Genomic DNA, 20,022 nt, shown 5'->3' on the forward strand with positions numbered 1-20,022 from the left:
TCGGATATCGGGGGATGCCCGGACGAGCCGCCTGATCGTCTTCCCATCCATCGACGTTGAGGGCTGCAGGGCTTAAGGATCGCGGGTGCGTTTCGACGAGAGATTCATCGATGAACTGAAGGCCCGCCTTCGGCCGTCCGACGTGATCGGGCGGACGGTGAAGTTGAAACGGCAGGGCCGCGAATATGTCGGTCTGTCGCCCTTCTCGAAGGAGAAGTCGCCGTCCTTCTTCGTCAACGACGACAAGGGCTTCTTCCACGACTTCTCGTCCGGCAAGCATGGCGACATCATCTCCTTCCTGCAGGAAACCGAGCGGCTAAGCTTCGTCGAGGCGGTGCAGCGCCTGGCCGGCGAGGCGGGGATGCAGCTTCCCGCCGAAGACCCCAAGGAGGCCGAGCGCGAGCAGAAGCGGGCGGGTCTGTCGGACTGGATGGACCTGGCCCAGAAATGGTTCGCCGCAAACCTGCGCCGCACGCCGGGCAAGGCAGCGCGCGAATACCTGGACAAGCGCGGCCTGCCCGAGGATCAGTGGGAGCGGTTCGGGCTGGGCTATGCGCCCAACGACCGTGAGGGGCTGAAGCAGGCCTTGGTCCAGCGCGGCGCCAAGCCGGCCGAACTGGTCGAGGCCGGGCTGCTGATCTCGCCCGAAAGCGGCGGCCAGCCTTACGATCGGTTCCGCGACCGGCTGATGTTCCCGATCCTGGATGCGCGCGGCCGGATCGTCAGCTTCGGCGGTCGGGCCATGAACCCCGACGACCGGGCCAAATATCTGAACGGCCCGGAAAGCCCGCTCTTTCACAAGGGCGCGACCCTCTACGGCCTGCCGGAGGCGCGGCGCATACTGGGGGCGGAATCCAAGAACGACCAGGCCATCATCGTGGTTGAAGGCTATATGGACGTCATCGCCTGCCAGCGCGCGGGCCTGCCGGCCGTGGCGCCGATGGGCACGGCTCTGACCGAGGAGCAGATGGAACGGCTGTGGCGCGTGTCGCACGAGCCGATCCTGTGCTTCGACGGCGATGCGGCCGGACTGCGCGCCGCCTATCGCGCCATCGAACGCTCGCTGCCGCTGCTGAAGCCAGGGCGCTCCTTCAGGTTTGCCCTGCTGGGGGCCGGTCAGGATCCCGACGACATTCTGCGCGACAAGGGCGCGCCCGCGCTGCGCCAGGCCCTGGCCGAAACCCACGGCTTCGCCGAAGTGCTGTTCCGCCGCGAACAGGATCTGGAGCCGCTGGACACGCCGGAGCGCAAGGCAGGCTTCAAGGCGCGGCTGAGGAACACCGCCTCGGCCATCCAGGACAAGGATCTGGCGGAGCAATACCGCCGCGACCTGTTCGACCGTTTCGACGCCTTGTTCCCCCGCAGCCCCCAACGCGCGCCCTGGACGCCGGGGCAGGGCAAACGCGGTTTCGGCCCGCCGCCCAAACTGGGTCAGACGGCCGAGGGCGCCCAGGCGATGCAGTCGCTGTTTCGCGCCATCGAGCCCGTGCCGGCCGCTCTGGCCCACGGCGCCATCGACGACCCCGAACGGATGGACGACCATCTGGAAGAGATCGCCGCCCATGGCTTTGGCGACAAGGGGCTGGATGGACTGGCGCAGGAGCTGGTTCGCCTGCGTCTATCGGGACATAGCCTTGACTCCGCCGCCCTGCGACGCCATCTGGCGCAATCGGGTCATGATGCCTTAGTGCGCGAGGTCGAGAAGGCGGCGGCAAAGTCCGGCGCGCCATTCCTGGCCGCAAATGCGCCCCTCGCCGAGGCAAGGGTCCGATGGTCGCAGGCGTTCGACGCTTCGACGCGGGTCGCCGCGTTGGAGGACGCCTTGGCCCATGCACGTGATGTGCCTGGGCAGGATGAGGCGTTCCGCCGGCTGAAGGCCGAGCGGGATGCGCTTCGCCGTGCGATCAAAGCCGGGACGATTTGGGAAGACAGCGCGGGCACGTAACCTTACGGCACGCCAAGCATTGTATTTTTCGCCGGGGCGGACTGATCACCCTCTCGGCTGGAGACAGACTGACTATGAACGCACAGACCGAGACGCAGGACACCGAGGTTTCGACCGATGGGCCCCTGCTCGATCTGACGGACGCCGGCGTCAAGAAGTTCATCAAGCAAGCCAAGGCGCGCGGCTATGTGACGATGGAGGAGCTGAATAAGGTCCTGCCGTCCGAAGAAGTCACGCCCGACGCCATTGAAGACACCCTGGCGATGCTGTCCGAAATGGGCGTCAATGTCGTGGAGGCCGAGGAGGACGCGCAGGAGCAGCAGTCCACCGACGTCGCCGCCGCAGCCGGCACCGCCGTGGCCGAAACGCCCGCCAAATCCGCCTATGACCGCACCGACGACCCCGTGCGCATGTATCTGCGCGAGATGGGTTCGGTCGAACTGCTGAGCCGCGAGGGCGAAATCGCCATCGCCAAGCGGATCGAGGCCGGCCGCGACGCCATGATCTCGGGTCTGTGCGAAAGCGCCCTGACCTTCGAGGCCATCATGGTGTGGCGCGACGAGCTGGAAAACAACCGCATCCTGCTGCGCGAGGTCATCGACCTGGACGCCACCTATGGCGTTCTGAACCCTTCGTCCCTGCCGGGCGCCGCCCAGCCTGAAGGCGAAGAGGAAGACGAGGCCGAGGAAAAGCCGGCCGCCGAGGACAAGCCTGAATCCGACGACGACGATGACGACGATTTTGACGACGGCGGCGGCATGTCGATCTCGGCGTTGGAAGCCGAGTTGCGCGACGGGGTGATGGACGTCCTGAACGCCATCGCGGCGGACTTCGGCGCCTTCCGCGCCCTACAGGACAAGCTGGTTCAGACCCGCCTGAAGGGCGAGTTGCTGAGCGCCAAGGATGAAAAGGCCTATCAGGCGCTGACGACGTCCATCTCGGACCGTCTGAAGACGATGAAGCTGAACAACAACCGCATCGAGGCGCTGGTCGAGCAGCTCTATGCGATCAACAAGCGCCTGATCGGTCTGGAAGGCCGCCTGCTGCGTCTCGCCGACAGCTACGGCATTTCGCGGCCTGAGTTCCTCAAGGCCTATTTCGGCTCTGAGCTCGACCCCACCTGGACCGACCGGATCAAGGACCAGGGCGTGCGCTGGACCAAGTTCAGCGAGAACGAAGCCAGCCAGATCGCGACCATCCGCTCCGACGTCGCCGCCGTGGCGCTGGAAGCCGGCCTGCCGATCGACGACTATCGCCGCATCGTCCAGACGGTGCAGAAGGGCGAGCGCGAAGCGCGGCAAGCCAAGAAGGAAATGGTCGAGGCCAACCTGCGCCTCGTGATCTCCATCGCTAAGAAATACACCAACCGCGGCCTGCAGTTCCTGGACCTGATCCAGGAGGGCAACATCGGCCTGATGAAGGCGGTCGACAAGTTCGAGTACCGCCGCGGCTATAAGTTCTCGACCTACGCCACTTGGTGGATCCGTCAGGCGATCACCCGCTCGATCGCCGACCAGGCGCGCACCATCCGCATCCCGGTGCACATGATCGAGACGATCAACAAGATCGTCCGCACCAGCCGCCAGATGCTGCACGAGATCGGCCGTGAGCCGACCCCGGAAGAGCTGGCCGAAAAGCTGGCCATGCCGCTTGAGAAGGTGCGCAAGGTTCTGAAGATCGCCAAGGAGCCGATCTCGCTCGAAACCCCGATCGGGGACGAGGAAGACAGCCACCTGGGCGACTTCATCGAGGACAAGAACGCCGTCCTGCCGATCGACGCCGCCATCCAGTCGAACCTGCGCGAGACCACCACCCGCGTTCTGGCGTCGCTGACGCCGCGTGAGGAGCGGGTTCTGCGGATGCGTTTCGGCATCGGCATGAACACCGATCACACGCTGGAAGAGGTCGGCCAGCAGTTCTCGGTGACCCGTGAACGCATCCGTCAAATCGAGGCCAAGGCGCTGCGCAAGCTGAAGCACCCGTCGCGGTCGCGCAAACTGCGGTCCTTCCTGGACAGCTGATACGATCAAGGGCGGCCCCGACGGGCCGCCCTTTTTTCATGTCAGCGCTCGGTTTCCACGATCAGCCCGACGATACGCCGGACCAGCGGCAGGATCAGCAGCAGGACCGGAAAGGCGATCAGCCAGGACAGGCCCCAGGCTTGCATCCAGGCTGCGGGGAAGGCCGGGACGAGGCCTAGATTGCGCGCGGTGGCGATGGCCGAGACCACGAAGGTCATGAACAGCGACAGGATCAGCGGCATGACGACCGGCGCATAGCGGGCAGGCAATCGGCGAAACTGGATGATCGCAGGGTGAGGGTGCATGTGTGCGTCTCTCGATTTGGTCTTCGGCAATGGGGCATCCTCCGGAAATTCCGGCCCCCGGCCGAAGGACCGGGATGGATGCGTTGCCTGACGTGAGACGCTTACGGCCGCCAAAGCGACAAAAGGCGTTTAGCAATCTTGCGACGCACTCGCAAGATCATTTTTGGAAGAGTCGCAGGATCGCCAACCGCTTTTGGAGACAGGGTGGATGTGGCCTCCGGTATCTGATTTGGAGAAGTGATGGCCCGAAAGCACGTCAATCTCGGCACGGCGCCGGCCAAGTCCGACCTGCCGCAAAAGCTCTGCGCCGCCTGCGGTCTGCCCTTCGCCTGGCGCAAGAAGTGGGCGCGGGACTGGGATCAGGTACGATTCTGCTCGGATCGGTGCCGGGCCAAAGGCGCGTCCGAAGAGCGCCGATAGACGGCTCTCCGCCTCGTGACCACGGCGGCGGCGGGAATCAGCTAAGCGTCGCGACCATGTCTTCCGTGTCGCGCGTCTCTCCCTTTCTCATCGGGCTCGGCGTCCTGCTGATCCTCAGCGGCTGCGTACGGCGGCCGCCCGAGCCGTTGCGGCCGTCGCCCTATCCGTCCCGCACAGAGGCGCCCTTGGTCGGGGGGCTTGTGGATCGCGCCATCGACGGCGGCACCCAGGCCCTGGTCGTGCGCGAGGGGAGTGATCTGGGGCGCTGCATGGCCGAGCTAACCGCCGCTCGCGTGCGGTTCAGTCCTGTGCCGGATCGCCAGAACACCGCGACCTGCGGCCTGAGCCAGGGCGGGGTGCTGGGCGCCGACTTGGGGACGGTGGCGCGCATGGCGCCGGGCGATGTGGAGATGACCTGCCAGACCGCGCTGGCGCTGAGCATCTGGCGTCGTCAGTCGCTGGAGCCGGCGGCGCGCGAGATCCTGGGCTCGGACGTCGTGCAGATCGATCACATGGGGGCCTACGCTTGTCGCAATGTGAACAACGGCGTGGGCTCGAACCGCATCAGCGCCCATTCCCAAGCGGCGGCGCTGGACTTCGCCGGGGTGCGGCTGAGGGACGGGCGGCGCATCACCGTGACCAAGGACTGGAGCGGCGACACGCCCGAGGCGCGCTTCCTGAAGCGTATCCGCGACGACGCCTGCCGCATCTTCGGCACGACGCTCAGCCCCGACTACAACGCCGTCCATTACGACCACCTGCACCTCGAGGCGACCGACACGCGCTTCTGTCGCTGAGGCAACGCTTTGGCGCGGGGCGGATTACGCCCCTATGCGCGGTGAACTGAAGACCTATCAGGCCAAGCGCCGGTTCGGCGAAACGCCCGAGCCGAAGGGCGCCAAGGCAAAGCGCGCGAAGGGCGGCTTCCGCTATCTGATCCAGCGCCATGCGGCGACGCGGCTGCACTATGATTTCCGTATTGAGGCGGACGGGGTGCTGAAGTCCTGGGCCGTGACCAAGGCGCCGTCGCGCGACACGGCGGTCAAACGTCTGGCGGTCGAGGTCGAGGATCATCCGCTGGATTACGGGTCGTTCGAGGGGACGATTCCCGACGGCAACTACGGCGCCGGCACGGTGCAGATGTGGGATGTCGGCACCTGGGAGCCGCAGGAGCCGGACCTGGAGGCGGCCTGGGCGAAGGGTCAGATCAAGATGATCCTTCACGGCGAACGGCTGAAAGGCAAATGGGCGCTGATCCGGCTGAAGAGCGATCGGGGCAAACCCTCCAAACGCAACAACTGGCTGTTGCTGAAGGAGAAGGACGACTTCGCCGTGGCGGGGGAGGGCGATGCGCTCGCCGAAATCGACGCCTCTGTGACGACCGGCCGGTCGCTGGCCGAGATCGCGGATGGGACGAAGGAGTGGACGGCGTCCAAGCCGACCGGGCGTAAAGGCCCGGCCAAGCCCAAACCCTCGAAAGCGGCGGCCAAGGCCAAGAAGCCGCCGGCCTTCGTGCCGATCCAGCTGTGCAAGGTGACCGACCATCCGCCGGGCGGAACGGGCTGGGCGCACGAGATCAAGTTCGACGGCTATCGCATCCAGATCGGGGTCGGCGGCGGTCGGGCGGTCCTGAGGACGCGCAAGGGTCTGGACTGGAGCGATAAGTTCCCGGACCTCGCGGCGGATGCGGCGACCTGGCCCGACGCGGTGATCGACGGCGAGCTGTGCGCGCTGGACGACGATCACATGCCGGACTTCGGCGCGTTGCAGGCGGCCATCTCGGACGAAAAGACGGAAGGCTTGGTCTATTTCGCCTTCGACCTGTTGTTCGAGGGGGCGGAGGATCTGCGCAAACTGCCGCTGTCGCATCGCAAGGCGCGGCTGCAGGCCTATGTGGACCGGATCGGAAAGGCGGCCGCTGTGCGGCTGCGCTACGTCGAGCATTTCGCCTCGACCGGCCAGGTGGTGCTGGAGAGCGCCTGCCGCATGGATCTGGAAGGGGTGATCTCCAAGAAACTGGATGCCCACTACCATGCCGGAAGGTCGTCCACCTGGCTGAAGTCCAAATGCCGGGGTCGCGATGAAGTCGTGATCGGCGGCTGGTCGTCTGAGGGCGGCACGCGGTTCCGCTCTCTGCTCGTCGGGGTCAGGGAAAAGGGCGGTCTTCGTTATCTGGGAAGGGTCGGGACCGGCTATGGCGAGGCGGTGACGAAGACGCTTGTTCCGGCGCTGAAAGGCGTGGCGACGCAGAAGTCTCCCTTCGCCGGGGCGGGCGCACCCAGGGCGGCCAAGGACATCCATTGGGTCAAGCCGGTGCTGGTCGCCGAGGTCGAGCACGGCGGCTATACCGAATCCGGATCGCTGCGGCACGCGGCGTTCAAGGGACTGCGCGAAGACAAGACGGCCGCCGAGGTCACCCAGGCGCCCCAACCGCCCACGGACATGGGCGACGCCAAGAAGACCACGACGACGGTGCGACCGGCCGGCATGCCCGGCAAGGTGGTGGTGGCGGGCGTGACCATCTCCAGCCCCGATAAGGTGCTGTGGCCCGCCGTGGGCGACCGGCCGGCGATCACCAAGGCCGACCTGGCGCGCTACTACGAGGCGGCGGCCGAGCGGATCCTGCCCCATGTGGCGGACCGGCCGACCTCGATCATCCGGGCCCCCGAGGGGATCGGCGGCGAGACCTTCTTCCAGCGGCACGCCATGGCGGGGTCGAACCCGCGGCTGAAGCTGATCGACGTCAAGGCCCGCACCCCTTACGTCGCCGCCGTCGATGTCGGCGGCCTGGTCGCCATCGCCCAGTCGGGCGGGCTGGAACTGCACCCCTGGGGCTGTGCGCCTGCCCAGCCGGAAATCCCTGAGCAAATCACCTTCGACCTGGATCCCGACGAGGGGCTGAACTTCGCCGACGTCATCGCCGCGTCCAAGGTCGTGAAGGCGAAGATCGAGGCGCTGGGTCTGGCCGCCTTCGTCAAGACGACCGGGGGCAAGGGGCTGCACGTCGTGGTGCCGATCAAGACCGACGCCCGCTCGCGGGTCACCTGGGACCAGAACAAGGCCTTCGCCAAGGCGGTGGCCGAGGCCATCCGCGCCGAGGCGCCGGACCGGTTCACCACGACCCTGGCCAAGAAGGCGCGGGGCGGAAAGATCTTCATCGACTATCTGCGCAATGGGCGGATGGCGACGGCGGTCGCGCCCTGGTCGCCGCGCGCGCGGCCGGGGGCGGGGATCGCCTTCCCGCTGTCGTGGGGGCAGGTGAAGGCCGGGCTGGACCCCGCCGCATTCAACCTTTGGACCTATGCGGCCTTGCTGAAGAAGCCCGATCCCTGGGCCGATTTCCGCGCCTCGGCGGTCAGTTTGAAATCGGCGCTGAAAGCGATGGGCGTCTAGGCCGCTGTCTTCTTCCTTGCCGCAGCCTTCTTGGGCGCCGCCTTCTTTGCCGCAGCCTTCTTTGCGGCGGGCTTCTTTGCCCCCGTCGCCGACCCTTTCAGGCTGTTCCGCAATGCGGCCATCAGGTCGATGACATTGGTGTCGTCGGGTTCGGCGACATCGACCACGCCCTTGCCGCCCTTGGACTTGGCCTTGATCATCGCGCGCAGGGCGTCGTCGTAGCCGTCCTTGAAGTCCGTCGGGTCGAAGTCCGCCTCCTTCTGCCCGATGATGCGCGCGGCGATCTCGACCATGTCGGGATCGGCCTTCACCGTGGGAATGTCGTCGAAGTATTCGTCGGAATCGCGCACCTCGTCATGGGCGCGCAGGGTGTAGGCGATCAGCCCCTTGCCCCGAACCTCCAGCGCCAGCTGACGCTCCTTGCCGCGCAGGACCAACTGGCCCAGCGCCACCTTTCCCTGTTTCCTCATGGCGTCGCGGATGACGGCGAAGGCCTCGACGCCCGCGCCTTTTTCCGGGACCACGAAGAAGGGATCGTCCCAATATAGCCGGTCGATGTCGTCCTCGTCGACGAACTTGTCGATCGAAATGGTCTTGGTGCTTTCCAGCTTCACCTTGTCGAAGTCGGCGTCGTCGAACAGGACGTATTCGTCCTTGGACACCTCATAGCCGCGCACCAGGTCGCTGCGCTCGACCGGCCCGGCGTCCGGATCGGTCGGCACCATGCGGATGCGATTGTTGGTGTCGGGATTGATCAGGTGAAACCGCACGTCGTTCGTGCTGGTCGTCGCCGTGTAGAGGGCCACCGGACAGGTGACCAGCGACAGCTTCAGATGTCCTTGCCAGGTGGGGCGGGCGGCCATTTCGGTTCTCCTCGATCCCTGACAATGCGTCAGGGCGATTTGCGTTCGAACCGGGCCGCCGCCAGGCTCAGGCCTTGCCTTCGAAGGCGACGCTGAACCCACCCCACATCATGCGCTTGCCGTCGAAGGGCATGTCCATGTTCGCAAAGTCGGGGTCGTCCTGCATCTTGCCGAAACAGGCGTCGGCGGTGGCGCGGTCGGGCCAAGTGACCCAGGAGAAGACGACGACCTCGCCCTCTTCCAGTTTCACCGCCATGGGAAAGCTGGTCACCTTGCCGTCCGGCACGTCCTCGCCCCAGGTCTCGACCTGGGACAGGGCGCCGTATTTCTGAAACAGGGGCCAGGAGGCCTCGGCGGACTTGACATAGCGCGCCTTGTCCTCGGTTTTCACGGGGGTCAGGAAGCCGGTCACATAGGTCATCGGTCGTCTCCTCTTTCTGGATTCAAACGTCGGCGACGGCGCGGTCCAGCGCCGCGATGTCGATCTTGATCATACCCATCATGGCCTGCATGGCGGCCTTGGCGCGCGCGGGGTTCGGATCGGTAGTCAGTTCCATCAGGCGACGGGGCGTGATCTGCCACGACAGACCCCAGCGGTCCTTCAACCAGCCGCAGGCGTTTTCGCTGCCGCCGTCGGTGAGCAGGGCGTCCCACAGCCGGTCCGTCTCGGTCTGATCCTCGGTCATCACCATGAAGGAGACGGCCTCGGTGAAGCGAAAGTTCGGTCCGCCGTTCAGCGCCAGATACTCGCGACCCGCCAGCACGAACTGCACCGTCAGGACCGTGCCTTCAGCGCCGGAGGGCGTATCGACCGGCGAGCGGTTGACGGCGGTGATGCGGCTGTCGGGCAGGAGGCTGACATAGAGGGCGGTCGCAGCCTCGGCTTCGCCGTCGAACCACAGGCAGGGAATGATCTTGTCGCTCATGCCGCATCTCCCTGCGCCAACGCCGCCAGTTGATCGGCGACGGCGCCCCAGCCCTGTTCGAAGCCCATGGCCTTGTGGGTTTCGGCGGCTTTTTCGTCCCAATGCCGAGCGGTGGCGGTGTAGCGGGTTCCGCCGGCCTCGGGCTCGAAGGTGTCGATCCGCACGAAGTTCATGTCGCCGGCCTGCGGAACCCAGCCCTCTGTAAAGGCACCGGTCGAGACCAGTTTGCGGCCCTGCACCACCTCCAAAAACACGCCGAAATAGGGATGCCGCTCGCCCTCGGGCGAGGCCATTTCCACATTGGCCCGCCCGCCGACGCGCAGGTCCCAATCCACGACCGGCGTGGTCCACGGGCGAGGGCAGAACCACTCGCCGGTACGCTCGGTGTAGATCTTCCACACCGTCTCCGGCGAGGCCTTGATCAGACGGCTGATGCTCAGTTCGAGACCGTCACCCATCACGACACCATGGCGTTGGCGGCGAAGGCTTCGGGACCGGCGGCGACGGCGGCCGGGTCCATCCACATCGGTTCCCAGATGTGGCCGTCCGGGTCGGCATAGCCGCGCCCATACATGAAGCCGTGATCCTGAATCGGGTTTGGATCCATAAGGCCGCCCGCTGCACCCGCGCGTTCGACCACCGAGTCCACAGCCTCTCGGCTGTCGAAAGAAATGCACAGCGACATCTGCGCCGAGACATGGGCGTCGGGGATCGCCCGGTCGGTGAAGGTGCGCCACTTGTCGTGGGTCAGCAGCATGACGTGGATCACGTCCGACACCACCATACAGGCGGCCGTGTCGTCGCTAAACATCGGGTTTTTGGTCGCGCCGACGGCTTCGTAGAAGGCGATCGATCGGGGCAGGTCGGCGACCGGCAGGTTGATGAAAATCAGCTGGGCCACGGCGTTTCCTCTCTTTGTTATTTGCGAAACCTGACTCCAATGATTACCATAGTCAACTATGAAGTTAGAAAAGATAACCGATAAGGCGGGCCGAAAATATCATGATGCGTGCGGCGCTGCGCACGGACTGGACCTGATCGGCGAGCGCTGGGCTCTGCTGGTGATCCGCGAACTGATGATGGGCCCGCGCCGGTTCGGTGATCTGAGAAAGGATCTGCACGGCATTTCCGCCAACGTGCTGACCCAGCGACTGGAGGGGCTGGAGGCTTCGGGCATCGTGACCCGCCGCAAGCTCCCGCCGCCCGCCTCGGTTCAGGTCTATGAGCTGACGCCGTGGGGATACGAGATCAAGCCGGTCTTCATGGTGCTGGGCGGCTGGGCCGCGCGCTCGCCTCGCCACGACCCGACCCTGCCGATCAGTGCGGTGTCGATCATGCAGTCGTTCGAGACCATGTTCGATCCGGCGTTGGCCGGAGACTCCGCGATGACCCTCGGCTTCGTCTTCGGCGAAGAACCTTTTGTCGTTCAGATCGAAAAGGGGACGATCACGACCCGTCGCGACGCCACGGACACCGCCGACGTCGTCCTGACGACTCAACCGCCGCTGGTCGCGGCCTGCGTCTACGGCAAGGTCCCGCCCGGCGCCTTCGAGGCCGACGGCCTGATGACCCTGACCGGCGACCGGGCCGTTTTCGATCGCTTTGCGGGCTTCTTCAACCTGCCGGAGAAGGCGCCGGTCTGAAGCTTCAGGCCAGCATGTCCAGCAGCGTGCCGGTCATGTCGTCGGCGGTGCGCATAACAGCGGCGTTGGCGCTGAAGGCGGTCCTGGCCTGGATCCGCTCCACGGTTTCGTCGGCGAGATTGTCCAACGGCGCGGTGGCGGTGCGGCGCGCGCTGTTGTCGAACCGGTTCTGCGCGGTCGTCATTCCGGCGGCGGCGATGGAAAGCGCTTGCATGGCGAAGCTCCGGACGCGGTGGGTTCGATCGCCAGACTGCGTCTTTCAGGTCAACGTCGCCTGAAGGAACAGGGTGAACGGCGTTTTCCGCCCCGCTTGCGCCCTTATTGATGTATAGAGCGCCATCATTCGCCCGGCCTGAGGTCTGACCTCGGCCGGGCGCGGTCGTTTCGGCGACCGCTCTTGTCCGTTGTCCTAGGTTTCCTATGCCCTTTCCCGCCGTCCATCCCGCGCTCGACCGCGCCCTGATCAACAAGGGCTATGCCGAACCCACCCCGGTTCAGGCCGCCGTCCTGGAGGGAGAGCATGCGGATCGCGACCTGCTGGTCTCGGCCCAGACGGGTTCGGGCAAGACCGTGGCCTTTGGTCTGGCCGCTGCGCCGACCCTGCTGGGCGACAAGCCGATCTTCGGCCTCGGCGGCGCGCCGCTGTGCCTGGCCATTGCGCCCACGCGGGAACTGGCCATGCAGGTCGCGGCCGAGCTGCAATGGCTGTACGCCGACTCCGGGGCCAAGATCGCCACCTGCGTCGGCGGCATGGATGCGCGCCGTGAAGCCCGCGCGCTCAGCTTCGGCGTCCACATCGTCGTCGGCACGCCCGGCCGCCTGAAGGACCACATCGACCGGGGCAATCTGGACCTGTCCGAGCTGAAGGTCGCCGTCCTCGATGAGGCCGACGAGATGCTGGACATGGGCTTCCGCGAAGACCTGGAGCACATCCTGGACCAGGCGCCGGCCGAACGCCGCACCCTGCTGTTCTCGGCGACCATCGCGCGCGACATCGCCACCCTGGCCAAACGCTATCAGAAGGACGCGGTCCGCATCGACGCGACCGACAAGACGCGCCAGCACGCCGACATCGAATACCGCGCCTATCGCATTGCGCCGAACGAGATCGAGCACGCGGTGGTCAACACCCTGCGCTGGTTCGAGGCGCCGCGCGCCATGGTCTTCTGCTCGACCCGCGACAGCGTGCGTCACCTGCAATCCTCTCTGCTGGAACGCGGCTTCTCGACCGTCAGCCTGTCGGGCGAAATGGGTCAGCGCGAGCGCACCGACGCGCTGCAGTCGCTGCGTGACGGCCGCGCCCGCGTCTGCGTCGCCACCGACGTCGCCGCGCGCGGTCTGGACCTGCCCGACCTGGGTCTGGTCATCCACGCCGAACTGCCGATGAACCGCGCCGGCCTGTTGCACCGTTCGGGCCGGACGGGCCGGGCGGGCAAGAAGGGCATCTCGGTCATGCTGGTTCCGCACTCGCGCCGTCGCAAGGCCGAGCGGCTGATGGACGAGGCCGGCGTCGACGCCGTCTGGACCGGCGCCCCGACCTTCGATGAAATCCGCAAGGCCGACGAAGGCCGTTTGCTGTCGCCTGAGTTCTTCGAGGCCGACGTCTCCGACGAGGACATGGTCGTCGCCAAGCGGATGATCGCCGAGCGCACGCCCGACGAGATCGCCGCCGCCCTGGTGCGCCTGCTGCGCAAGGAACAGCCGGCGCCGGAAGAACTGTCCGATCCGGGTTCGGATCGCGGCCCGGCCAAGCGCGAGCGCACCGTGCGCAACGAAGACGGCACGGCGGCCCAGCCCTGGCCGGGCGACCGCCTGGGCGCCGATGATGTGGTCTGGTTCCGTCTGGACGTGGGCCGCAACAAGAACGCCGACCCCAAATGGCTGATCCCGCTGATCTGCCGCATCGGCGGCATTTCCAAGCCTCAAATCGGCGCCATCCGCACCTTCCCCGAAGAGACGCGGTTCGAGGTCGCCAAAACCCACGAGAAGGCTTTCCGCGAAGCCGTCGCCGCCTCCAAGGACGAGGTGAAGATCACGCCGTCGGAAGCCCCGACGCCCGGCTCGATGAAGGCCAGCCGCTTCGCCGGCAAGTCGCGCGAGGATGGCGACCGCCCCTTCAAGAAGACCCCCTACAAGCGCGCCGATGGCGGAGAGGGCGACGCCCGCCCGCCGTTCAAGAAGAAGCCCTGGGCGCCGAAGGCTGACGGCGGCGCCAACCCGCGCTCGAACGCCTCGGGCGACAAGCCCTATGCCAAGAAGCCCTTCAAGGCCAAGCCGGGCTTCAAGAAGGACGGCTTCAAGGGCAAGCCCAAGGGCTGATCTGCGACCACTTGCCTGATCGTGGGCGGAGGCGCACCCTCCGCCCATGAGCACGCCGTCCGCACCTGAGGGCCGTTACGCCTCGTTCGAGGCCTTCTATCCCTATTACATCCATGAGCATTCCAACCGGACGTGTCGGCGCATCCACGTCGTCGGCACCTTTCTGGTGATCTCGGCCTTCGTCGCCTTCGTGGCGACGCGGAACGCCTGGTGGCTGCTGGCCATGCCGTTGTTGGGCTACGGCTTCGCCTGGGTCGGGCATTTCTTCTTCGAAAAGAACCGGCCCGCGACGTTCAAATATCCGCTGTGGAGCCTGATGGGCGACTTTCGCCTGTTCTTCGAGACGGTGACGGGCAAGCGCCGCTTCTGAAGGACCGCATTTCAAGCTGCACGGTTCGCCGAAACGGAATAGTCTCCCCCTGCGGCGTTGCGCCGCTGCTGGAGGGAGCATCATGAAATCCATCGCCGTCATCGCCGCTGCGTCCGTGCTGCTCGCCCCTGGCGTCAGCCTGGCCCAGAAGAGCGGGGCCAAGCCCGACTTCACCCTGGACCCCAACTACGGTTCGGTGCGGCTGGAGACCGGCTTCACGCCCGATCCCTGGACCAAGTCCATCCTGGCGGGCGGTTCGATCGCCGCCTCGGCCGCCCAATCGGGCTGTGAGGGCAAGGTTAGCGCTGCGCCCGATCTGCAACTGAACTTCGAAGCCGGCGATCTGGACCTGACCATCAAGGCGGTCGCCAGCGAGGACACCACGCTGCTGGTCAACAGCCCCGGCGGCCGCTGGTACTGCGACGACGACAGCGGCGGCGACCTGGACCCGATGGTGACCATTTCCAACCCCGAGAGCGGTCGCTACGACATCTGGCTGGGCACCTATAACGACAACATGGTCCAGTCGACGCTGCAGATCAGCGAACTGGGCGGCACGGACACGACGGCGGGCGCGGCGCCCAACATCGATCTTGAGCCCAACTACGGCACGGCTAATCTGCGCGGCGGCTTCACGCCCGACCCCTGGACCAAGTCGATCCTGGCGGGCGGCTCCTCGCCCGCCTCGGCCGCCAAGTCGGGCTGCGAAGGTTCGGTCAGTTCAGCCCCGGACATCCAGATCTTCTTCGAGCCCGGCGACGCCGATCTGACCTTCCGCGTTCGCGCGGACGAGGACACCACCCTGCTGATCAATACGCCCAACGGCCGTTTCTACTGCGACGACGACGGCGCGGGCGGCGTCGATCCGAAGGTGACGATCACCAATCCGCAGAGCGGCCGCTACGACATCTGGGTCGGCACCTATAATGGCTCGATGGTGCAGTCGACGCTGGAAGTGTCCGAACTGGACTGATAGGCGTAGGTCTTCAGACACGAAAACGCCGGCTGACCTTCGCGGTCAGCCGGCGTTTTTCGTGATCGACTGGATCAGTTGGAGGCGGTGGTCCAGGCCGGGGGGCAGCCGTCGAAATCGCCGGCGTCCACGATGGTCAGGGTGCGCATGTTCAGGCGCTGCGCCTGGTTCATCGAGCCGCGACCGTTGCCGGTATAGAGGTCGATCTTCTGACCCTTGATCGCGCCGCCGGTGTCGGAGGCGTACCAGTAGCCGTCGTGGATCGAACCGTCGGCCAGACGCATGCCGACCGTTTCGCGGATGAACAGCTTGGTGCGGCGCGGGATCACGCGGGGATCGACCGCGACGGTGCGCATGGCGATCGGACGGCAACCCAGCGAATCGTTGCCCGTCGCGCCGCCGCCGCCTGCGTGATAGAGGCGCGCCGAGGCGCGCCAGTCCGGATCGGAGGCCATCAGCTCGGCCTGTTCGGCGTTCAGAGCGGTCTCGACTTCATCGGAACCGACGATGGCGGCAGGGGTTTCAGTCCTGACTTTATCCGCCGCTACGACGTCATTGTAGGGGACAGGCCCACTCGTCACAGACGATACGGCAGCCCAAAGCATGGCGATAGCAGCGGAGGCGCCGATCATGAGTTTCGCTCAGGAGACACCGGCTCCCAACGCCGCCGGCGCTGGCCTTGTCGCGTTAACCTGTGGCGAGAAAGTGGCGAAACCCGCCTTGGCGCCGTCTGTTACGATTTGTTTCTAGGTTAACGCCCTGTTTTGTATAATCTATTTATCCCCAACCTTCGCGCTCAGGGACGACGCCCCCGGCATCAGAACTTGAAGTTGAGGCCCGCCTGAAGCACCGGCAGGACCTTGTAATCATCGGCCTCGGCCTGAATCTCACGCTCTTCCTGATCCAGACGCGAACGGAAGGTAGGGTCGTTCGACAGCGTCCCGTCGCGAGCGTCCAGATCCACTTGCGGAGCATCGCCAAAGGCCGCGCCGGCCAGAATGCGGAAGCCCAGCCGTCCGCCGCGCGTCAAGGTGTTGTCATAGCCCAGGCCGACGAAGGGCGCCGTGCTCTCCAGGTCGATGCGGCCGGTCAATGTCCCGACCTGGGCCGGGGTGAAGGTCGCGCCGCCGACATTGACGTTGCCGGTGGGCGTCTCATCCAGATCCACCTTGCGATCGCCGAAATAGGCCCCGCCCGAGATCAGAAAGCCGTTGCGGAACGGATGCAGGTCCACAAATGCGCCCGGCGACTTGAAGTCGATCTTGGCGTCGTAGTCGATGCCCTTGTAGGTCTGGTCTCGATCCCATTTCAGCACGTCATAGCCGCCGCGCAGCACCACGACCGGGCTGAGTGCGAACTGCGACTGAAGGCCCGCGCCCGGCGTGCCGACCTGAACGCCGACGGCGAACCGGCCGTCAGCCTGCGCCAGGGCCGATGTGGCGGGCAGGGCGGTCGCGATGACGGCGGCGATCAGCAGGGTCTTCATGGCGTGCAGGTCCGAAGCGGCAGGGTTCCCTTAACCTTGCCGGCCGGCTCTGAAGATTGGGTTACGCCGCCCAGTCGCCGGGCGCCGTGTCGCGCCTCGCCTCGGCCTCACGCACAGCCTCCGCCGCCCGGTCCAGCACCTCCAGCCCGGCGCCGGACTTGATCGCCTCGACCGTCAGGATGCGACGGAACGCCCGCGCGCCCGGCCGGCCGTGCATCAGGCCCAGCATATGCCGCGCCATCGCCGGCAGGGCGACGCCCTCGGCCAGACGCGCCGCCATATAGGGGCGATAGCGATCCAGCGCGGCGAAGGCGTCGGTGTCGGCGACCGCCTCGCCATACAGGCGACGATCCGCCTGACCCAGGATGGCCGGCTCGTGATAGGCGGCGCGGCCCAGCATGACCCCGTCCAGTTTGACGCCATCGGCTTCGGCCAGATGCGCCTCGGCCTCGTCCATCGAGGCGACGCCGCCGTTGATCGAGATGTTCAGATGCGGCCGCTCGCGCTTCAGCCGGCGCACCAGATCATAGTCCAGCGGCGGCACGTCGCGGTTCTCCTTGGGCGACAGGCCCTTCAGCCAGGCCTTGCGCGCATGGACGACGAAGACCTCGATCCCGACGGCGGCGCAGGCGTCCACCGTGGCGAACAGGCTGACGGCCGGATCCTGATCGTCCACGCCGATGCGGCATTTGACCGTCGCGGGCACGCTCACCGCCTCGCGGATCGCCGCCATGCAGTCCGCCACCAACTCCGGCTCACGCATCAGGCAGGCCCCGAACTTGCCGGACTGCACCCGGTCCGACGGGCAGCCGACGTTCAGATTGATCTCGTCATAACCGAACGCCTCGCCGACTTTGGCGGCCTCGGCCAACTGCGCCGGGTCCGACCCGCCCAGCTGCAAGGCCACCGGATGCTCCAGCGCATCGAACCCCAGCAGCCGCTCGCGATCCCCGTGCAACACCGCCGGCGCCGTCACCATCTCGGTGTAAAGCAGCGCCTTGCGCGTCAACGCCCTGTGGAACGCCCGGCAATGCCGATCGGTCCAGTCCATCATCGGGGCGATGGACAGCGTGCGGGAGGCGTTCAGGGACATAGGGTTGCGGCTTGACCGGCGATGCAGGGGCGACTGCGGCTGCCCATACGCCATTTCCGCGCTGCCGTGAAATCAGAGCTCGCAATGCACAGGTGTAGCCGGAGAGGCGTCCCGTGCCGGATCACACGGGACGCTTTGGTCAGGCCTAGCGACGGACGCGCAGTTCCAGTTCGCCGATGCGGCGGCTCAGGTAGGCCGCGTCGTCGGACGAGGGGCTGGTGCGGCTGTAGGCGGCGTCCAGGCGGGCGAGGTCGCCGGCCTCGACGCGGATGTCGGCGGCCTCGTTGCGGCTGACGGCGCCCGAGCGTTCGGCGACGGTAACGGCGGCTTCAAGGTTCGTCAGACGCGTGCGGGCGGGCAGGTTGGCGGACGGTGTCTGTCCGGCCGGGCCGTCGCCGACCCGCAGGTCCAGCGCGTCCAGACGGGCGTCCAGATCAGCACGCTCGCTGGCGCTGATCGACCCGTCGGCGCTGTAGCGGCTCTCCAGCTGGATCAGGGCCTGATAGTCGGACTTCAGGCGCGTGGCCTCGGTGCGGGTGATGCGGCGCGCCGTCACTGCGGCGTTGACGCGGGTGTCGAATTCCGCACGGCCCTGGGCGACGGTGTCCATGTCGGCATAGCCCGAGGCGCCGGCTTCCAGCGTCTGGGTCAGGGCGGTGTAGCGGGCGTTCAGATCGGCGCGTTCCTGGGCCGAGATGCCGCCGACGGCGTATTGGTTCTCCAGATCGACCAGGGCCGAATAGTCGGCGCGCAGGCGAGTTGCGGCCGAGGCGGAGACGCTTCCGGCGCGCACGCTGGCGTCCACGCGGGTCGAGAACTGGCTCTGGCCGTCACGCAGCGGACGGCCGCCGCGCAGCCAGGCCTGATCCATGGCCGACAGGCCCAGACGATCGCCGAACAGGGCGCCCACGACCGCGCCCAGCCGGTCTTGGGTCGTCGAAGGATATTGCGTCTGGGCGACTGCCGCTCCGCCCGCGAGGGTCAGGGCGGTGGTGGCGATCAGGGCGAGGCGGACGTTGCGCATGGGGAGGCTTCTTGTCGGTTGATGTCAGCCGACAAAACGGCGGTCGTCCGGCTTGGTTGCCTGCCGGCGTCTCAGTCACGGATGAAGTGGGGCACGAAACGCGAGGTGTTCCGGGTGATGCGGCCCGTATCCTCGCGCAGGCTGATGCCCGCCGGCTCAGTTCCCACCACCCACGACCCGACGATCACATGGTTGCCGTCGAACAGGGGCGGATCACACAGCGCCTGGCGGATGTGACGCCCTGCGCCATAGCCGCCGTCCACCACCTCTGCGGCGCTGACGCCCCGGTCGATCAGTTCGACATTGTCGCCCTCGCGCGAGAACAACGGCTTGCGCACATAGGATGAGCCCAGCGCCGCCTCGGCTGGATCGCCCTCGAAATAGCTTTCCAGCAGGTTGGGGTGGCCCGCATGCCGCTCCCACAACAGCGGCAGTATGGCCTTGTTGGACAGGATGCTTTTCCACGCCGGCTCCAGCACGGTCACGTCCGCCGTCGGCAGGGGCGCAGCGTAGTCGTCGCGCAGCATTTGCTCCCACGGATAGAGCTTGAACATCGCCTGGATGATCCAGTTCTCGTGGTCCACGAACCGGCCGTCGGCGTTCAGCCCGATCTGGTCGATGGCGACGAACTGGGGCTCCAGTCCGGCCTGCTGGGCCAGGTCTTCCAGGAAGCGCACCGTCTGGCGATCCTCGACGAAATCAGCGTCCGAGGCGAAATGCACGAAGCCGCCGTTCGGGAAGATGGCGCGGAACCGCTCGACCAGCTTCTCATGCAGGCTGTTGAACTGATCCGCATAGGCGGGCAGGGCGCCGGTCTTGATCTGATCCTCCAGCCACAGCCATTGGAACACCGCCGTCTCATAGATGCTGGTCGGGGTGTCGGCGTTGTATTCATACAGCTTGGCCGGCCCCGTGCCGTCATAGGCGAAGTCAAACCGGCCATAGAGGGACGGGTCGCCCCGTTTCCAGCTGGCGGCTACATAGTCCCGCATGGGTTCGGGAATATCGAGCTGCTCCATCAGTCGCTCGGATTGAACGGCCTCGTTGACCAGATCCAGGCACAGGCCGTGCAGTTCCTCGGTCGGCGCCTCGATCCCGTCCTCGATCTCTGCCAACGAAAAGGCATAGGCCGCCGTCTCGTCCCAATAGGGTTTGCCGTCGGTATGGCGCCAGGTGAAGCCGAGTTCCTCAGCCTTGGCGTCCCAGTCGGTGCGGGGATCGAAGCGCAGACGCTCCATGGA

Annotated in this window: 21 protein-coding genes; 9 read left to right on the top strand and 12 right to left on the bottom strand. The window is 66.3% G+C overall.

Features of this window, described 5'->3' with window-relative positions; all coding sequences use genetic code 11:
* The first annotated feature begins 85 nt into the window (after positions 1 to 85).
* Positions 86 to 1,945 carry a DNA primase gene (dnaG, locus tag DT343_RS15415; RefSeq protein WP_055752846.1) on the top strand — a complete coding sequence of 620 codons (1,860 nt, stop codon included), beginning with the start codon at positions 86 to 88 and terminating at the stop codon, positions 1,943 to 1,945.
* 74 nt (positions 1,946 to 2,019) lie between these two features.
* On the top strand, positions 2,020 to 3,966 hold the full coding sequence (gene rpoD / locus DT343_RS15420) for an RNA polymerase sigma factor RpoD (protein WP_112863561.1): 1,947 nt from the start codon (positions 2,020 to 2,022) through the stop codon (positions 3,964 to 3,966).
* 41 nt (positions 3,967 to 4,007) lie between these two features.
* Here rpoD and DT343_RS15425 read toward each other — a convergent pair whose 3' ends face one another.
* Positions 4,008 to 4,271, bottom strand: coding sequence for a DUF2798 domain-containing protein (locus DT343_RS15425; protein ID WP_112863562.1), 264 nt, complete (start codon positions 4,269 to 4,271; stop codon positions 4,008 to 4,010).
* A 240-nt stretch (positions 4,272 to 4,511) separates the two neighbouring features.
* Here DT343_RS15425 and DT343_RS15430 point away from each other — a divergent pair, with 240 nt between their 5' ends.
* Genes DT343_RS15430 through ligD form a run of 3 tightly spaced genes read left to right on the top strand, consistent with a single transcriptional unit; the run spans position 4,512 to position 8,084 of the window.
* On the top strand, positions 4,512 to 4,691 hold the full coding sequence (locus DT343_RS15430; RefSeq protein ID WP_017504429.1) for a DUF2256 domain-containing protein: 180 nt from the start codon (positions 4,512 to 4,514) through the stop codon (positions 4,689 to 4,691).
* Positions 4,692 to 4,747: 56 nt separating this feature from the next.
* Positions 4,748 to 5,488, top strand: coding sequence for an extensin-like domain-containing protein (locus DT343_RS15435; protein ID WP_112863563.1), 741 nt, complete (start codon positions 4,748 to 4,750; stop codon positions 5,486 to 5,488).
* A 34-nt stretch (positions 5,489 to 5,522) separates the two neighbouring features.
* Positions 5,523 to 8,084: a DNA ligase D gene (gene ligD / locus DT343_RS15440; RefSeq protein ID WP_112863564.1), complete on the top strand. Its 2,562-nt coding sequence runs from the start codon at positions 5,523 to 5,525 to the stop codon at positions 8,082 to 8,084.
* Here ligD and DT343_RS15445 read toward each other — a convergent pair.
* The 5 genes from DT343_RS15445 to DT343_RS15465 all read right to left on the bottom strand — a co-directional run bounded on the left by DT343_RS15445 (position 8,081) and on the right by DT343_RS15465 (position 10,774).
* The gene (locus DT343_RS15445; protein WP_112863565.1) at positions 8,081 to 8,947 is read right to left on the bottom strand and encodes a non-homologous end joining protein Ku; all 867 of its coding nucleotides are present in this window, start codon (positions 8,945 to 8,947) and stop codon (positions 8,081 to 8,083) included. The genes ligD and DT343_RS15445 overlap by 4 nt on opposite strands.
* A 67-nt stretch (positions 8,948 to 9,014) precedes the next feature.
* On the bottom strand, positions 9,015 to 9,368 hold the full coding sequence (locus DT343_RS15450; protein ID WP_112863566.1) for a DUF1428 domain-containing protein: 354 nt from the start codon (positions 9,366 to 9,368) through the stop codon (positions 9,015 to 9,017).
* 22 nt (positions 9,369 to 9,390) lie between these two features.
* Complete coding sequence (locus tag DT343_RS15455; RefSeq protein ID WP_112863567.1) at positions 9,391 to 9,873, bottom strand: VOC family protein; 483 nt, start codon at positions 9,871 to 9,873, stop codon at positions 9,391 to 9,393.
* Positions 9,870 to 10,331 (bottom strand): SRPBCC family protein, encoded by a 462-nt coding sequence (locus DT343_RS15460; protein WP_112863568.1) that lies wholly within the window; start codon positions 10,329 to 10,331, stop codon positions 9,870 to 9,872. The genes DT343_RS15455 and DT343_RS15460 overlap by 4 nt, the downstream gene beginning before the upstream one ends.
* Entirely contained in the window at positions 10,331 to 10,774 is a 444-nt protein-coding gene (locus tag DT343_RS15465) for a VOC family protein (RefSeq protein WP_112863569.1), read from the bottom strand. The genes DT343_RS15460 and DT343_RS15465 overlap by 1 nt, the downstream gene beginning before the upstream one ends.
* A 58-nt stretch (positions 10,775 to 10,832) precedes the next feature.
* Here DT343_RS15465 and DT343_RS15470 point away from each other — a divergent pair, with 58 nt between their 5' ends.
* Positions 10,833 to 11,516, top strand: coding sequence for a winged helix-turn-helix transcriptional regulator (locus DT343_RS15470; protein ID WP_112863570.1), 684 nt, complete (start codon positions 10,833 to 10,835; stop codon positions 11,514 to 11,516).
* A 4-nt stretch (positions 11,517 to 11,520) separates the two neighbouring features.
* Here the strand turns inward: DT343_RS15470 and DT343_RS15475 are convergent, their stop codons facing one another.
* A complete protein-coding gene (locus DT343_RS15475) occupies positions 11,521 to 11,730 on the bottom strand; it encodes a flagellar basal body rod C-terminal domain-containing protein (RefSeq protein ID WP_112863571.1) in 210 nt (69 codons plus the stop codon).
* A 206-nt stretch (positions 11,731 to 11,936) separates the two neighbouring features.
* Here DT343_RS15475 and DT343_RS15480 point away from each other — a divergent pair, with 206 nt between their 5' ends.
* From DT343_RS15480 to DT343_RS15490, 3 genes are all read left to right on the top strand, one after another.
* The gene (locus DT343_RS15480; RefSeq protein ID WP_112863572.1) at positions 11,937 to 13,835 is read left to right on the top strand and encodes a DEAD/DEAH box helicase; all 1,899 of its coding nucleotides are present in this window, start codon (positions 11,937 to 11,939) and stop codon (positions 13,833 to 13,835) included.
* Between the two features lie 46 nt (positions 13,836 to 13,881).
* Entirely contained in the window at positions 13,882 to 14,205 is a 324-nt protein-coding gene (locus tag DT343_RS15485) for an Mpo1-like protein (protein WP_026108600.1), read from the top strand.
* 82 nt (positions 14,206 to 14,287) lie between these two features.
* Positions 14,288 to 15,178, top strand: a complete 891-nt coding sequence (locus DT343_RS15490) for a hypothetical protein (RefSeq protein ID WP_055752859.1) — start codon at positions 14,288 to 14,290, stop codon at positions 15,176 to 15,178.
* Positions 15,179 to 15,252: 74 nt separating this feature from the next.
* Here DT343_RS15490 and DT343_RS15495 read toward each other — a convergent pair whose 3' ends face one another.
* The 5 genes from DT343_RS15495 to DT343_RS15515 all read right to left on the bottom strand — a co-directional run bounded on the left by DT343_RS15495 (position 15,253) and on the right by DT343_RS15515 (position 20,019).
* Positions 15,253 to 15,810 carry a 3D domain-containing protein gene (locus DT343_RS15495; RefSeq protein ID WP_112863573.1) on the bottom strand — a complete coding sequence of 186 codons (558 nt, stop codon included), beginning with the start codon at positions 15,808 to 15,810 and terminating at the stop codon, positions 15,253 to 15,255.
* A gap of 185 nt (positions 15,811 to 15,995) precedes the next feature.
* Positions 15,996 to 16,664 (bottom strand): hypothetical protein, encoded by a 669-nt coding sequence (locus tag DT343_RS15500; protein WP_112863574.1) that lies wholly within the window; start codon positions 16,662 to 16,664, stop codon positions 15,996 to 15,998.
* A gap of 61 nt (positions 16,665 to 16,725) precedes the next feature.
* Entirely contained in the window at positions 16,726 to 17,757 is a 1,032-nt protein-coding gene (gene dusA, locus DT343_RS15505; protein ID WP_112863575.1) for a tRNA dihydrouridine(20/20a) synthase DusA, read from the bottom strand.
* Positions 17,758 to 17,902: 145 nt separating this feature from the next.
* Positions 17,903 to 18,781, bottom strand: a complete 879-nt coding sequence (locus DT343_RS15510) for a hypothetical protein (RefSeq protein WP_112863576.1) — start codon at positions 18,779 to 18,781, stop codon at positions 17,903 to 17,905.
* Positions 18,782 to 18,852: 71 nt separating this feature from the next.
* Entirely contained in the window at positions 18,853 to 20,019 is a 1,167-nt protein-coding gene (locus tag DT343_RS15515) for a glutathionylspermidine synthase family protein (RefSeq protein WP_112863577.1), read from the bottom strand.
* Positions 20,020 to 20,022: the final 3 nt, after the last annotated feature.

Source organism: Brevundimonas vesicularis, from assembly GCF_900445985.1.
In the GTDB taxonomy this organism is placed as follows: Bacteria; Pseudomonadota; Alphaproteobacteria; order Caulobacterales; family Caulobacteraceae; genus Brevundimonas; species Brevundimonas vesicularis_D.